The sequence below is a fragment of the Enterocloster lavalensis genome (genome assembly GCF_046603895.1).
Classification (GTDB): domain Bacteria; phylum Bacillota; class Clostridia; order Lachnospirales; family Lachnospiraceae; genus Enterocloster; species Enterocloster lavalensis.
This window is the reverse complement of record NZ_CP176637.1, coordinates 5571401-5586765: the sequence shown is the minus strand read 5'-3', so window position 1 is coordinate 5586765 and position 15365 is coordinate 5571401. Positions and strand designations below refer to the sequence as shown.

At 57.4% G+C, this 15365-nt stretch carries 13 protein-coding genes; 1 reads left to right on the top strand and 12 read right to left on the bottom strand.

What is annotated here, in order from left to right; genetic code table 11:
• Position 1: 1 nt before the first annotated feature.
• The 10 genes from murA to lgt form a co-directional block, all read right to left on the bottom strand.
• Positions 2-1261, bottom strand: a complete 1260-nt coding sequence (murA, locus tag ACK2JC_RS25050) for a UDP-N-acetylglucosamine 1-carboxyvinyltransferase (RefSeq protein ID WP_107434917.1) — start codon at positions 1259-1261, stop codon at positions 2-4.
• A gap of 87 nt (positions 1262-1348) precedes the next feature.
• On the bottom strand, positions 1349-2614 hold the full coding sequence (locus ACK2JC_RS25045; protein WP_330391336.1) for an FtsW/RodA/SpoVE family cell cycle protein: 1266 nt from the start codon (positions 2612-2614) through the stop codon (positions 1349-1351).
• A gap of 41 nt (positions 2615-2655) precedes the next feature.
• The gene (gene murD, locus ACK2JC_RS25040) at positions 2656-4014 is read right to left on the bottom strand and encodes a UDP-N-acetylmuramoyl-L-alanine--D-glutamate ligase (RefSeq protein ID WP_320937816.1); all 1359 of its coding nucleotides are present in this window, start codon (positions 4012-4014) and stop codon (positions 2656-2658) included.
• Positions 4015-4036: 22 nt separating this feature from the next.
• Positions 4037-5005: a phospho-N-acetylmuramoyl-pentapeptide-transferase gene (gene mraY, locus ACK2JC_RS25035; RefSeq protein ID WP_007713367.1), complete on the bottom strand. Its 969-nt coding sequence runs from the start codon at positions 5003-5005 to the stop codon at positions 4037-4039.
• 126 nt (positions 5006-5131) lie between these two features.
• Positions 5132-6928 (bottom strand): peptidoglycan D,D-transpeptidase FtsI family protein, encoded by a 1797-nt coding sequence (locus ACK2JC_RS25030; protein ID WP_276855028.1) that lies wholly within the window; start codon positions 6926-6928, stop codon positions 5132-5134.
• A 92-nt stretch (positions 6929-7020) separates the two neighbouring features.
• Positions 7021-9567: a penicillin-binding transpeptidase domain-containing protein gene (locus ACK2JC_RS25025; protein WP_411338001.1), complete on the bottom strand. Its 2547-nt coding sequence runs from the start codon at positions 9565-9567 to the stop codon at positions 7021-7023.
• Positions 9545-10081 (bottom strand): cell division protein FtsL, encoded by a 537-nt coding sequence (locus ACK2JC_RS25020; protein WP_092361007.1) that lies wholly within the window; start codon positions 10079-10081, stop codon positions 9545-9547. Before ACK2JC_RS25020 ends, ACK2JC_RS25025 begins: the two co-directional genes overlap by 23 nt.
• 83 nt (positions 10082-10164) lie before the next feature.
• The gene (gene rsmH, locus ACK2JC_RS25015; RefSeq protein WP_182481711.1) at positions 10165-11106 is read right to left on the bottom strand and encodes a 16S rRNA (cytosine(1402)-N(4))-methyltransferase RsmH; all 942 of its coding nucleotides are present in this window, start codon (positions 11104-11106) and stop codon (positions 10165-10167) included.
• Entirely contained in the window at positions 11106-11531 is a 426-nt protein-coding gene (mraZ, locus tag ACK2JC_RS25010) for a division/cell wall cluster transcriptional repressor MraZ (RefSeq protein WP_007713388.1), read from the bottom strand. Before mraZ ends, rsmH begins: the two co-directional genes overlap by 1 nt.
• A 429-nt stretch (positions 11532-11960) precedes the next feature.
• Positions 11961-12845, bottom strand: a complete 885-nt coding sequence (lgt, locus tag ACK2JC_RS25005; protein WP_107434921.1) for a prolipoprotein diacylglyceryl transferase — start codon at positions 12843-12845, stop codon at positions 11961-11963.
• 263 nt (positions 12846-13108) lie between these two features.
• Between lgt and ychF the strand changes: the two genes are divergently transcribed.
• The gene (ychF, locus tag ACK2JC_RS25000; protein ID WP_320937819.1) at positions 13109-14206 is read left to right on the top strand and encodes a redox-regulated ATPase YchF; all 1098 of its coding nucleotides are present in this window, start codon (positions 13109-13111) and stop codon (positions 14204-14206) included.
• A 120-nt stretch (positions 14207-14326) separates the two neighbouring features.
• Here the strand turns inward: ychF and ACK2JC_RS24995 are convergent, their stop codons facing one another.
• Positions 14327-15043 (bottom strand): gamma-glutamyl-gamma-aminobutyrate hydrolase family protein, encoded by a 717-nt coding sequence (locus ACK2JC_RS24995; RefSeq protein WP_368272147.1) that lies wholly within the window; start codon positions 15041-15043, stop codon positions 14327-14329.
• A gap of 173 nt (positions 15044-15216) precedes the next feature.
• Positions 15217-15345 (bottom strand): hypothetical protein, encoded by a 129-nt coding sequence (locus ACK2JC_RS24990; protein ID WP_007713408.1) that lies wholly within the window; start codon positions 15343-15345, stop codon positions 15217-15219.
• Between the last annotated feature and the right edge of the window lie 20 nt (positions 15346-15365).

The following is a 15365-nucleotide window of genomic DNA, read 5'->3' as shown; positions in this document are numbered from 1 at the left end:
GTCATCCCCAATACGCCTGAGCGCCCAGCGCCCGCAAATCCCGGCACAGGTCCTCATACCCCCGCTCCACATGGCGGCAGTCCTCAATCACGGTCTCTCCCTCGGCGGCCAGGGCCGCCACCGCCAGGGCCGCGCCGCCGCGCAGGTCTCTGGCCGTCACCCGGCCGGCGATCAGGGGGTAGATCCCCTGGATTACCGCCTCCCGGCCCTCGGTGTAAATCCGGCCGCCCATGCGTTTTAACTCCTCCGCCGTGGCGAAGCGGCCCTCAAAGACCTGCTCCCGGATCCGGCTCTCACCGTCCCCGGCCGCAAGAAACGCCATGAAGGGCGACTGCAGGTCCGTTGGGAATGCCGGGTACGGCCCGGTCTCCAGCAAAAGCCCGCCGGGCCTTTGGTTCATGGAAATGAAAATCTCTTCCTGCACCTCGTCCCGCCGGATCACGGCCCCCGCCTGCTGCATCAGATTCAACGGCAGCTCCAGCTCCCCGGGCCGCACCTCCTTTAACCAGGCTTTGCCCCCGGCGGCCATGACCGCGCTCAGGTAAGTCCCCGCCACGATCCGGTCGCCGCGCACCGCGAAACGGCTGTCCCGCAGTTCCTCCACGCCCTCGATCACCAGGATTCCGGTTCCCGCCCCCCGCACTCTGGCTCCCATGCGGTTTAAGCAGTCGCAGAGCTGGCCGATCTCCGGCTCCCGGGCCGCGCCGTAGACAATGGTCATGCCTCTGGCCAACACGCCCGCTAAGAGCGCCTGTTCCGTGGCGCCCACGCTGGGATAGCGCAGGCGGATCTCCGCCCCCACCAGCCCTCCGGCCGGGGCCCTGGCCGTGATCTGTCCGTCCTCCTCCAGAATCCTGGCTCCAAGGCATTCCAGCACCTGGAGGTGGATGTCAATGGGTCTGGCGCCGATGAGGCAGCCTCCGGGATAGCGGCTCTCGCCCTCCCCCACCCGGCCAAGCAGCGCGCCCAGCACAATGATGGAGGAGCGCATCTGGCTGACAAAGTGGTCCGGAATCTGAGCGCACTCGATCTCCGTCCCGTCGATCTCCACGGTGCTGCCCTTTCGGTTGCAGCGGCATCCTATGTAGTTCAGAATGCTCACCATGCAGTCCACGTCCTGTATCATGGGCACATTGGTGAGCACCGTAATTCCCTTGTGCAGTATCGCCGCCGCCATCATGGGCAGCACGGCGTTTTTAGAACCTTGTATGGATATCTCGCCCGACAGGCGGGCGGGGCCTTTGATGTGGATGGTGGACAACCGGGCACCTACTTTCTGCCGCCTAAGGCAGCAAATTCTCTCTACCCTCAGCATATGCCCGGATTTGCCCCCTTGTGCACAAATCCGTTATTTTTCCAATCGTATTTGGTTGGACACACTCAAAACCATGCCCATTTCCATCATCAAAAACAAGACCGACGTGCCCCCGTAACTGATGAAAGGCAGGGTGATTCCCGTATTGGGAATGGTGTTGGTCACAACGGCGATGTTTAAAATCACCTGGATGGCGATATGGCCCATCACTCCCACCACCAGCAGCGCGCCGAACAGATCCGGCGCATTCCCGGCTATCAGCATAAACCGGTAAATCATAAAAAGAAAGATCAAAATAACGGAAATTGCTCCAAATAATCCCAATTCCTCGCAGATAATGGAGAAAATCATGTCGTTCTGCGCCTCGGGAAGGAAACCCAGTTTCTGGATACTCTCGCCCAGCCCCTGGCCGGTCAGGCCGCCGGTGCCGATGGCGTACAGGCCCTGAAGCACCTGGAAGCCCTTGTCCGTGGGATCGGATTCCGGGTTCAGCCATGCCTCGATCCTGCGGAACTGATAGTCCTGCAGAAGGCCGATTTTATTTAAGGCAAGGCCGATGGGACCTGCCCCCGCCAGCACGCCCAGGCCCAGGGCTCCGGCCGTGAAGAAGGGCCATTTCACCTTGCAGGCCACAAACAGCATCACAAAGGCGATTCCGAAGATAATGATACCGGAGCTCAAGTTGTTCCCGGCCACAATTCCGGCGATGGGGATGGTCAGGAGCATAATGAATCCCATATTTTTCCATTTGTTGATATTGCTTCCCAGCTCCGTGATCAGCGCCGCCAGCATAACGATCAGCGCGATCTTAACGAACTCCGTGGGCTGAAAGCTCAACGGTCCCACTCCCAGCCAGCGCCGTTTGCCGTTTACCTCTTTACCCACAAGGCTCACCGCGATCATCAATATGTAAGACATGCCGTAGGCGGGCAGCGCGAACTTGCCGAAGAAATGATAATCCATCTTGGAAATGATGATCATCAGGACGAATCCGCCCGCCGCGATCTTGGCCTGGCGCATCATAAAATACGCCGCGTTTCCCTTGTACTCCAGCTGCGCCGTGTAGGCGCTGGCGCTGTAGATCATCACCAGCCCGAAGGCTGTTAAAAAAATGATGCAGAACAGCAGGCTGTAGTCATAAAAATGCCGGACTTTCTTTTTCTTTCTCGGCTGTTCGTATGCCTGCTCCTGCTGCATCCTCTGTGCGGTCCCGGACGCGGGCCGGCCTTGCGGCCTGCCCTGCCCCTGAACCTGTTCCTGATATCCCACTGCCGAGGGCCTTTTCTTTTTCTTCGCCATGTATAACTACCTCCCCTCGACGGTTGTGTAGCGCCTGACTCTTATAAATTCATAACGCACTCTTTAAAAATCTCGCCCCGCTCCTCAAAGCTCTTGAACATATCCCAGCTGGCACAGGCGGGGCTCAGCAATACATAATCTCCCGTGTCCGCGTACACCGCGCTGACCTGCACCGCCTCGGGCAGATCCTCCGCGTACATAATCTCCGTGAATCCGTGCTTTTTCGCACAGGCCGCGATCTTATCCCGGGTCTGGCCGATGAGGATCAGATAACGCACCTTGCCCTCAAATTCCGCCACCCAGTCGTCGTACTCGCTGTTCTTGTCGTATCCCCCCGCGATCAGGATGGTGGGACCGGGCATGGCCCTTAACGCCTGGATCGCCGCGTCCGGGTTGGTTCCCTTGGAGTCGTTGTAATACTTGACCCCGGTCCGCTCCCGCACGAACTCGATCCGGTGCTCCACCGGGCGGAAGTCCCGGATCACCTGGGTGATCTTCTCAAGGGGCACGCCCATCTGCATACTCATAGCGGCCGCAGCCATGACGTTCTCATAGTTGTGGCGTCCCAGAAGGTGCATGCTGTGCACGTTGATCACCGGAGTCTCCCGGCCGCTCTTGCAGTACACGATGGTGTCTCCGTTCATACAGAAGCCGTCCTTCAGCTTCTCCCGGCTGGAAAACCAGATCACTCTGGGTTTTAACTCCCCGCTCTCCCCGAATTCCCGCAGCACCGGATCGTCGTAGTTTAACACCACGGCGTCCTCCTCCGTCTGGTTTAAGGTGATGGCTTCCTTGATCTGAATGTAGTTCTCCATGGTCTTGTGGCGGTTTAAATGGTCCGGCGTGATGTTTAAGATCGCGCTGACCTCCGGACGGAAGTCCAGGATCGTCTCCAGCTGGAAGCTGGACACCTCCGCCACGGTGACGCTCTCCGCGGTCATGGTCTCCACCTTTGCGGTGTAGGGCTCGCCGATATTCCCCACCACGTACACGTCCTCGAACTGGGCCTTCAAAATCTCGCCGGTCAGCGCCGTGGTCGTGGTCTTGCCGTTGGTGCCCGTGATGGCCAAAAGCCGCCCAAGGCTGCTCTGGTAGGCCAGCTCCAGCTCCCCGATGATGGGAATCTTCGCCTCGTCCACCACTGCCACAAACGGACTGTCCAGGGGAATCCCGGGACTGATCACGCAGAGCTCCACGCCCAGCAGGTCGCTGCGCTTGATCTCCCCCAGCACCAGGCTCAGCTTGGCGTTATCCCCTATCTTGGCCTTCACCTCTTCCGGGTTCAGGCCGGCATTGCCGTCGTAAAGCACCACTTCTCCGCCCTTGTCCAGAATAAGCTTGGCTGCCGCGATACCGCTGATTCCGGTTCCCGCAACTAATACTTTCTGACTCTGGTTCATTTGTTCAACCTCCTAACCTTCTCTACAGCCCCAAATACGCCAACAGGCAAAGGATCGCGGTCACGATGGCAAACACCGCCACCACCCGCGTTTCCGACCAGCCGCCCAGCTCAAAATGGTGGTGGATCGGAGCCATGCGGAAAATACGCTTACCGCCCGTCTTTTTAAAATAAGTCACCTGGATGATCACCGACAGCACCTCCACAAAATAGATGAAGCCGATAATCGGGAGAAACAGGGGCATGCGCATCATAAACACCGTGGCCGAGACAAATCCGCCCAGGGCCAGCGATCCCGTATCCCCCATAAACACCTTTGCCGGGTATACGTTAAACAACAGAAAACCCAGCAGGCTCCCCACCACCGCTCCGGTGATGGGACTGATCCCCGCGTTCTCCCCGATGGCCACAATGGTCAGGAAGGTGGCTACCAGAATGGTCACGCTGGTGCACAGTCCATCCAGGCCGTCAGTGAAATTCACGCCGTTGTCCGTGCCCAGCACGATAAAAAACAGGGCTGGCACAAACAGGATACCCAGGTGCAGAAACTTCCCGTGATCAAAACCGCCGGTGAAGGGGATCAGCATATCCGTCCCCACCTCGCCGCTGTTCACCACATACCAGGCGAAAATCCCCGTGATCACAAACTGTCCCACCAGCTTCTGCATGGGCTTTAAACCCTCGGAACGCTTCATCACGATCTTGATATAATCGTCCAGAAACCCGATGATCCCGAAGCCCACCGTCATGAACAGCACGGGGATCACCTTGGGATAGCGGGAAACATAGAACAAGGACGTGATGATAATACTGGTGAGAATGATCAGGCCGCCCATGGTGGGCGTTCCCTGCTTCTTCAGATGGGCCTGGGGACCATCGTCACGCACCTGCTGGCCAAATTTCAGCTTGTGCAGAAAGGGTATGATAATGGGACACAGCAGCGCGCTTATGGCAAATGCGATAATAATTGCAAGTATGGTTTCATGAATCATATAGGGGCACCTCAATTTCATATGTATGGTCAGATTTTGTGTCTCTTTGGCTGTCCGATCTGGAAATTTTCGGAAACTCAGCCTGGTTCGCCACAGTAAATAGTATACGTCTTTTTCCGGGAATAATCAACTACCGTTTGGGGAGGGCGAGACAGATTCTTCCTCCTCTGCCGGTATTCCCAGATACGGCAATATATTCTTAAACAGATCTCCGACCACCGGAGCTGCTATGGTTCCTCCGTAGTAAATGCCCTCCGGCTCGTCGATGGTGATGAGCGCAATGACCTTGGGATCGTTGGCCGGCGCGAAGCCCAGGAACGAGGAAATGTATTTTTTTAAACTTCTGGGAAGTTTTTCCGAGGTGGCGGTTTTGCCGCCGATGCGAAATCCCTCCACCTTGGCTTTCTTGCCGCTGCCCTCGGCCACCACCTGTTCCAGGATAAAGCGCATGGTCTCGCTGGTTTCCGGGGACACGATGCCCTCCTTCACCGGGTAGGTGAATTTGTGCACCGCGGTTCCGTCCGCGCTCACCGCCTCCACCCCAAAATGGGGCGTCACCCGGTTGCCGCCGTTGACGATGGAGGCCGCCGTGGTCACTAACTGCATGGGCGTGATCTGGAAGGACTGGCCGAAGGCTACGGTGGCCAGCTCCACATTTCCCATATTTTCCTTTTTGTGCATGATGGTGGCCGCCTCTCCCGGCAGATCGATTCCGGTCTTGCCCTTTAAGCCGAACTGGGTGAAATACTTGTAGTAATTGTCCACGCCCAGCCGCAGCCCCACGTCGATGAATACCGGGTTGCAGGAGTTCATCGCGCCCTGCAAAAAGGTCTCCCCACCGTGGCCGCCCACCTTGTGGCAGCGGATTTTCCGGTCGTCCACCACCCGGAAGCCCGGGCAGGAAAACTGGTCGGTCAGCTTCACCACCCCCGCCTCCAGACCTGCGGCCGCCGTGATGATCTTGAAGGTGGAGCCAGGCTCGTAGGTATCGTTGATGCAGCGGTTCCGCCACATTTTATTCAGCAGGTCCTGCCTGCCCGCCGCGTCCAGGTTCGGACTCCGCTCCGCCGCCTGCTGCCGCAGGGCTTCACTCCGCAGGTTCTGGTCCAGGGTGAAGGGATCGTTCAAATTGAACTCCGGCGCGTTTACCATGGCCATGATCTCCCCGTTCTGCGGGTTCATGACGATAATGGATACGGCCTTGGCGTTCTTTTTCTCCAGCACCTGGTAGGCCAGCTGCTCGGCGTATTTCTGAATATTCACATCCAGGCTCACCCGCAGGTCGTTGCCCGCAATGGGTTCGATGCGGTCCTCGGCCGCATTTTCCAGTTCCACGCCGCGGGCGTCGGTCATGGTGAGAATGGTTCCGTTGCGCCCTTTTAAGTAGGGCTCGTATTTGACCTCCAGGCCGATGATGCCCTGGTTGTCTCCTCCTGTGAAGCCCAGGACCTTGGAGGCCAGGCTGTCGTAGGGGTAATAGCGCTTGTAATCCTCATCCACCTTGACCCCGTTCAGCTTGCAGTCCCGAATGGCGTCCCCAAGGGGCTTATCCACATTTGTCTTGATGATCTCCCTGGAGCTGCGTTTTTCCACTTTCTTCTGCACCAGCTCCCGGTCCAGACCCAGCTTGTCGCAGAGGGTGGAGACCACCAGCTCCGGGTCCGTGATCTGGCTGTGGATGACGGAGATGGTGCAGACCGTGCGGTTGTCGGCGATCACCACGCCGTTGGCATCGATGATGCGCCCCCTGGCCGCCTTGATCGTCCGCTCTCTCTGGTGTAAATCCTCCGCCATCTGGCTGTAGTGTTCGGAACAGAACAGCATGAGATAGCCAAGCCGTCCTGTGAGGACGATCATCGCAAGGCTGATCAGTAGTCCCAGGACGGCTGTACGTTTTCGGTGGCTGGTAAGATTGGTATACATATCGGCTGCTCCGGCGTCCATCATTGTTAATAATATATTGGAACAGCCGCAGTTTTATGATACATTTCGGTTGGACGGGCGAAAACAGGCCGTCAATCCCCGGGACCGTTTGCAGCCGGGCTTTCGGTTCCTTCCGGCCGGCCCTCTGCAGGTCTGGAGGCGGCCGTGGGACGGTCCGGGTCCGCCGCCGTGGTCCGGCCGGTATTTGCCGCCGTCGTGGCGCGTCCCGGGTCCGCCGCTGTGGTCCGGCCGGAATTCGCCGCCGTCGTGGCGCGTCCCGGGTCCGCCGCTGTCGTGCGGTTTGAATTCGCCGCCGTCGTAGCCCGCCCCGGGTCCGCCGCCGTGGTGGACCGGTTTGAATCCTCCCCTTGCCCGGACGGGCGTGTCTGAGCCCCTGCGGGAATCACGCTCCCGCTTTCGGATTCATCGGACACCGGGACATTGTCGGGCAGCCCGCTGCCCGCCTCCTCGCCGCCCTCCACAAACTCGTCGGTCTCGTACTGTTTGGTCTCAGGCTCCAGCGCGCTCCCGCTCTCCCCCTCCTCTCCGTTTTCGCCCACATTGATGCCTTCCGACTCGGGCAGATTGCCCTGCACGTTCTCCTCATCCGGCAGATCCTGGGTGGGGAATACATTTAAATAAGGAAGAGTCTCCGTCATAATCTTGGAGAAAATGGCGCTGGCATAGGAGCTGTGGGCCTGCTGCGGCCCGGGCGGATAGTTGGGCACGTCGATGACCACGTAGACGAACACCTGGGGATCCTCCACCGGCGCGAAGCCCGCGAAACTTACCAGATAGTTCTTGTCCTTTCGGGGCAGACGCTCGGCGGTTCCCGTCTTGCCGCCCACCTCGTAACCGGCCACCGCAGCGGCGCCGCCGGTACCATTTTCCACGGTCTCAAACATGGTCTGTTTCAGGAAATTGGCGGTGGACTGGGAAACGGTTTCCCGCACCAGCACCGGCTCCTTGCGCTCCACAACGGAGCCCTGTTCATTTAAAATCTGCTTCACCACGTGGGGCTCGTAGTAGGAGCCGCCGTTGATCACGGAGCAGTAGGCCGCGGCCATCTGTACCATGGTGCAGTTAAAGCCCTGTCCGAAGGAGCTGGTAGCCAGCTCGGTGGGGCCCATGTTGTCCGCGTGGTAGACCAGACCGCTGGTGTCCGCCTCGCCGGGCAGGTCGATGCCCGTCTTGTCGCCGAAGCCGAAAATCGCCTGGTATTTGGTGAAACGGTCCACGCCGATCATGGCCGCCATATCCATCAGGCACACGTTACAGGACTGCATCAGGGATTCCTGTACATTCAGCCAGCCGTGTCCGGTCCGCTTCACGCAGTAAATATCCCGGTCCGCCACATGTTTGAAGCCCGTGCACTCAAAGGACTCGTTGCCCTTCAGCACGCCCTCCTCCAGCCCGGCGGCCACCGTGAAGATCTTGGAGGGGGAACCCGGCTCGTAGGTATCGCTGACACAGAAATTTCTCCAGATCTGGTTCCAGGCCACCTGGGTGCCGTAGCTGATCACGTCCTCCCGGCTGTAGTAGTCCAGAACCTGGTCCTCGGTGATCTTCTCCCCGCCGTGTTCCCGCTTGTAGACGGACACGGCCTCCTTTTTCCCCAGCTCCAGAAGCTCCTCGTCCGTGTAGCCGTTCAGCTCCCTGGGATTGTTCAGATCAAAAGTGCGGGTGCTGCCCATGGCCAGCACCTCCCCGTTGTTGGGGTTCATGACAATAGCAGCCGTCACATTGCTGCCCACGGTGGTCTGCCACTCGTCGATGTATTTCTGAAGAATGTTCTGGATATTGACGTCAATGGTGGACACTACGGTCCTGCCGTTGACCGCCGGTTTGATCACGCCCTCTAAATTGGCGTTCTCGTCCAGGTAGCCGTACTCCCGGCCGTTGGTGCCGGTGAGCTGGTCGTTGTAAAACTGTTCAATGCCCCCGGTGCCCGTGCTGCCGTCCCCGCCGGAAAAGCCGATGACATTGCAGCCCATGGAATTGTATGGGTATACCCGGCGGTACTCGTCCTCAAACCAGATCCCCTTGACCCGCTTTTTGGACTCGTTGTCGTCCTTGCTGGCTTTGAACGCCGCGTTGGTGTCCTTCTGAAGTTGTTCGAAAGCCGCCTTCTGATCGTAACTCAGCTGCCTGCCCTTGCTGTAGCGCACATAAGGACTTTTGCTGCGCTCCTCGATCAGGTTCTGCAGCTCCGCCGCGTCGTAACCGAAGGTCTGCACCAGCGCGTCGATGGTGGGCTGCAGGTAATGGTCCTTGTCGTAGAGAATCTGCACCGGGTCGATGATCAGATTGTACACCTTCTCGCTCTTGGCAATGTAGGTGCCGTTGCGGTCCACGATATCCCCGCGGCGGTATGGGATCATGCGGCTGTCGTACTGCTGCTGCCTCTGGGACAGCACGATCTTGTTATACTGCTCATTGTTGTCCCTGATAATCCGGTAAAGCACCATTACTAATGCAAATAAAGCCAGCGTAATCACCAAAACAGTGATTGCCAGCTTTTCCTGCATGTATTTTTGAAATACCTTTTTATCGGAACGTTTCTTATTCTTTGGTCCGGGGGGGCCGCCGTAAGGGCCGCCGCCCCGGTTGCCTGAATTAGTATTCCGGGATGTCCTCATACTGTCTTACATACTCACTTTCTGACTTGTCGAATAACAGAACCTGGTTCTTGTTGGCGTAAACCATCCCCAGCTCCTTGGTGGCGATCTCATAAATCTGGTTTAGATCCACGCTGGTATTGATGGCCGTCTCCAGCGCGTCGTTCTCCGAGCGCTGTTTCTCCAGGTCCGCTTCCATCCGTTCAATGGCATGCATCCGCCCCGTGATGGAGGACTGCAGATGCAGATAGTTCACACAGAGGTATAAGGTGCAAAGCGACGCGACGGTCAACATGATCACATACGGAAGATCCATATGCAGTGCTTTTTCCTGGTTGCGGCGAATCCTCTGGTTGCTGCGCACGCTGTTCGCATTCTTAGGCTTGCGCCTGGGCTGTCTTTTGTCCGGCTCGTAGGCCGGTTCCAGCTTCGGGGCAGCCGATCCGTGTACATATCCGTCCCTGTAGGAAACTGCAGCCTGACGGTTCATCTGTCTGTAATTGCGTCCCCTGGACGCCTGTGTTCTGGCAGCCATAACACCTTTCCTCCTCCCTTTTTGAAAATCCGAAAATCCTTAAAAAATCCTACAACTTTATCCTTTGTACGAACGGACGCCCTTTACGCCCGCTCGAAAACCCTCAATTTTGCGCTCTTGGAGCGGCTGTTTACCTCCAATTCCTCCTCAGAGGGAAGAATGGGCTTGCGGGTGATAACCCGCCCCTTGCTCACACGTCCGCACACACAGACCGGAAAATCCGGCGGGCAGATGCACGGGTGTTCCATTTCCCGAAAACGCTTCTTGACGATGCGGTCCTCCAGGGAGTGGAACGTGATGATGCTCAGCCTTCCGCTGGGATTCAACAGATCGATCATGGTGTCGATGGACTGTTCCAGCACGGTCAGTTCCTGGTTGAGCTCGATGCGGATGGCCTGGAACGTGCGCTTGGCGGGGTGTCCGCCTGTGGCCCGGACTTTGGCCGGTATGGCGGCCTTTATGATCTCGGCCAGCTCCCCGGTCGTCTCAATGGGCGCGTTCTCCCTAGCCCTCACGATATGCTTGGCAATGTTCTTTGCAAAACGGTCCTCGCCGTAATCGCGGATGATGCGGTACAGCTCCATCTCTCCATAGCCGTTCACAATGTCCGCGGCGGTCCGGTCATTTCTCTGGTCCATGCGCATGTCCAGCGGCGCGTCCTCGCGGTAGGTAAAGCCCCGCTCCGGCGTGTCCAGCTGATAGGAGGAAACGCCCAGGTCCAGGTAAATCCCGTCCACCTTCTCAACGCCCAGTTGTTCCAGCACGGAGCGGATGTTCCGGTAATTGTCCCGCACAATGGTCACCTTGTCCGCAAAGGCCTTCAGGCGCTGCCCCGCCGCGCGGATCGCGTCCTCGTCCTGGTCGATGCCGATCAGACGCCCGTGTCCCAGGCGCTTCAGAACCTCCAGAGCATGTCCGCCTCCGCCCAGGGTGCCGTCCACATAACAGCCGCCGGGGATAATATTCAGGCTTCCCACCGTCTCATACAGGAGCACCGATGTATGTCCAAATTTCAACTCTTCCATCAGATTCCCAAACCTTCCATATGCTCCGCAATCTCTTCCATATCGTCAAACGTATTGGCTTCCAGCCACCGTTCCTTGCTCCAGATTTCGATGCGGCTGCCGACTCCGACCAGCACGGAATCCTTCTCGATGCCGGCGAACTCCCTGAGGATGGCCGGCAGCAGAATTCTGCCCTGCTTGTCCACTTCACAGGTGGTAGCTCCTGCGAGCAGGAAACGTGAAAACTTACGGGCGGCGGTGTTTGTAAGGGGTAAGGTGCGGAGCTTTTCTTCCAGTTTTGCCCACTCGGAATTCTCATACACAAAAAGGCAGTTGTCCAGGCCCTTCGTCACAACGAATTCATCGCCCAACTGCTCTCTGAACTTCGAGGGAACGATCAAGCGCCCCTTCGAGTCAACTGTATGATTGTACTCACCCATGAACATAGCTCATCACCTGCCGTACATCACCGCGGTACGCGGATGGGCCGTGGGGGATAATCCGAAACCCCCACTTCATCCACTTAACAACCATCCTCTACCACTTTGCACCACTTTCTACCACTTGTATGTCCATAATAGTACAGATTCTGGGAAATGGCAAGGATTTTTAAAGAAAAAGTAAAAAAAAATAAAGCAGCTGCAAGGAGTTTTGCAACTGCTTCTAAATATGGGAAATTCTCAAAAAAATATACTAGATGTAGGTCTTATCCAGTTTTTCCCTGGACGATATTGGGTTTTCCCCCGCTCCCACCCGGCCCCCACTCCGGCCAAAAAAGTGGGAGTTCCCCCCACTTTTGGGATGGAAAAATAAGTCTCCCCCACACAGTCCCCAAAGTGGGGGAAAGGTGGGGGAAAGGGTTTTGGACCGGCGACTTAGGGTTCCGTCCGCATGTTCTCTTTTTCCGCCTTCAGCTTCCGGTGGCGGGTCACAATCACGGCCGCAGCCACGCAGACCAGCGCCGCGGAGAGGAGCTGGGACACGGCCATCCCCGTGCCCGGGAGCTTTAACTGGTCCGTGCGCAGTCCTTCGATCCACACCCGTCCAAGGCCGTAGCCCAGGAAATAGATCCAGAGCATTTCACCTTCAAACTTCTTGCGCTTTCGATACCACAGCATAAAGGCCAGCACGCCCAGATTCCACATGGACTCGTAGAAAAAAGTGGGGTGAACCTGGATGTAAGCCACTCCGTTCTCCACGATCTGCTTGTCCACCAGTTCCTGGGAGATCATGGAAGGATTCACCAGACTCATCTTGATGCGCATGGCCAGCAGGTTGTCCGTGAAGCCGCCGAAGGCCTCGCAGTTGAAAAAATTCCCCCACCGTCCGATGATCTGACCGGTGATCAGTCCCAGAACGCCGCTGTCCGCCATGGAGAAAAAGGACTGCTTGCGCACCTTGGTGAACACGATCAGGGTCAGGGCCGCGCCGATGACGCCGCCGTAGATGGCCAGGCCGCCCGCACGCAGGTTAAAAATCTGCAGCAGGTTGTCCTTATAATTGTCCCAGTCAAAAATCACATAGTAGGCTCTCGCACCAATGATGGAAATGATAATGGCGTACAGTGCGAAGTCCAGGTACATGTCCGGGTCCTGCCCCCTCCGCTTGGCGTCGGACAAGGCAACGCAGATACCCGCCAGCATCCCCAGCCCAATGATGATTCCGTAAAATGCGATGCGGAACCCAAAAATCGTCACGCTGTTGCGCAGGTGGTCTATGGTAATACCCAGATTGACAAAACTCAAATCTGCTCCATTCATAAATTCATATACTCCTTTCACTGCCAATGAGATTCTTTCCCATTTTACAGCGAACCAACGCAAAAAGCAATCATATTTCCCGCAAAAGCCCGGACGGCGGGTAAATTGTGGCGGAAAGCCCCGTCAAAAAGCCGGACGGCGCGCCCCCGCAATACCCCCGCCATCCCTCAAAACCCCCTGGATTGGGGCTTTTCTTTCCATTTATTTTATGCTATGATAATAAAGCTGTATCACTGAGTACAATAAGATAGGAAGGTAATCACATGAAATTAGGAATTGTAGGACTCCCCAACGTAGGTAAGAGTACCCTGTTTAATTCATTGACAAAAGCCGGCGCCGAATCCGCCAACTACCCGTTCTGCACCATCGATCCCAACGTAGGCGTCGTTCCGGTTCCGGACGCCCGCCTCGACAAGCTGACCGCCATGTACGATTCCGCCAAGACCACCCCCGCCGTGATCGAATTCGTGGACATCGCCGGTCTGGTAAAGGGCGCTTCCAAGGGCGAGGGCCTGGGCAACCAGTTCCTCTCCAACATCCGCGAGGTGGACGCCATCGTCCACGTAGTCCGCTGCTTCGACGATCCCAACGTCATCCACGTGGACGGCAGCGTAGACCCCCTGCGTGACATCGAGACCATCAATCTGGAGCTGATCTTCTCCGACATTGAGATTCTGGAGCGTCGCATCTCCAAGCAGTCCAAGGGCGCCTTCAACAACAAGGATCTGGCGAAGGAAGTTGCCCTGTTAAAAGCCATCAAAGCTCACTTGGAGGACGGCAAGCTGGCCCGCAGCTTCACCCCCGACGACGAGGACGACAACGAATTCATCGCCAGCTTAAACCTGCTGACCGGCAAGCCCGTGATCTTCGCCGCCAACGTGGCTGAGAGCGACCTGGCCGACGACGCGGCCAACAACCCGTACGTGAACGCGGTCCGTGAATTCGCCTCCGAGAACGGCTGCGAAGTATTCGTCATCTGCGCCGAGATCGAGCAGGAGATCGCCGAGCTGGACGAGGACGAGAAGAAAATGTTCCTGGAGGACTTAGGAATCACCGAGTCCGGCCTGGAAAAACTCATCGCAGCCAGCTACCGCCTCCTGGGCCTGATCAGCTACCTCACCGCCGGTCCCCAGGAAAGCCGCGCCTGGACCATCAAAGTGGGCACCAAAGCCCCCCAGGCCGCCGGCAAGATTCACAGCGACTTCGAACGCGGCTTCATCCGCGCCGAGGTAGTCGCCTACGACGACCTGATGTCCTGCGGCAGCATGACCGCCGCCAAAGAAAAAGGCCTGGTCCGCTCCGAGGGCAAGGAATACGTGATGAAAGACGGGGACGTCGTTCTGTTCCGGTTCAACGTCTAACTTGTCATGTAGCATTACCTCTCCATCCTCAAACAATGGGCACCAGGCTGCGCCAGAGGTCCATTGTATACAATTAAAAATCCAGCCGGAGAGCTTCACGCAGCTCCTCCGGCTGGATTTTTAACGTCTTTTGGCGGCTTCCACCAGCGCGCCAAGGATGTCCCGGTTCTCCCGGCTGCTCCGGTATGAGAACTCGGGATGCCACTGAACGCCCCAAACAAACCGGCGGTCCGGCATGTAAATCCCCTCGATCAGGCCGTCCGTTGCCACCGCCATGGCCTTAAAAGGCCCTGCCAGCTCCTTCACGGCCTGGTGGTGGCAGCTGTTGACCGGCAAATCCTCCCGGCCAAGCAGCGCGTGCAAAGGAGCGCCGGGAAGCAGCTTTACCATGTGGGCGCAGCGGTCATAGGGCGGTTTCATGCGGTGCTCCACCTCCGAGGGAGCTTCCGAGGGCAGGTCCTGGTAAAGAGTCCCGCCAAACACCGCGTTCATCAGCTGATGTCCCCGGCAGATGCCCAGCACCGCCTTGTCCCGCTGCACAGCCCCGCGCAGAATGTACGCGTCCATGCGGTCCCGCAGTCCGGATACAATCCCGCAGCGTTCGGACGACTCCTGCCCGTACAGAGCCGGGGAAACGTCCTGTCCGCCGGTCAGGATAAATCCGTCGCAGCTCTCCAGGAAATAATCCAGCATGTCCGCATTTCCGGTGAGCGGTGGCATTAAGGGTATTGCCCCCTGCTCCTCCAGACCTTTCATGTACCCGGGCAGCATCCAGTAGCTGTCCCGCTCCTCATCCAACAGGGGCATGACCCCGATTACCGGCTTTCCCTTAAACATCCCTCGTCCTCCGTCCCGGCCCATTGCAGCGCCATTTTAAGATTTTCATAGTATAGCGCGTTTTAAAAAACGTGTCAAGATTTCCGCGGGCAGCCGGCGGCAGGCAAAAAGGGCCCGGCGCATAGAAAACAACGCCGGACCCCGGGTCCTCAGTCTGAAATCAGATCAAACTCTTATTTCTTTTTATTTGCAATTTTCCCCATCAAAATCACTGCGATCATGATGATAAAGATGGCGGCAAAAATTCCGACCATACCCTTGCCCATAATCTCCAGGGCGATTTCCACATTTGTCATATTCATATCATTTCCTCCTCACGCCG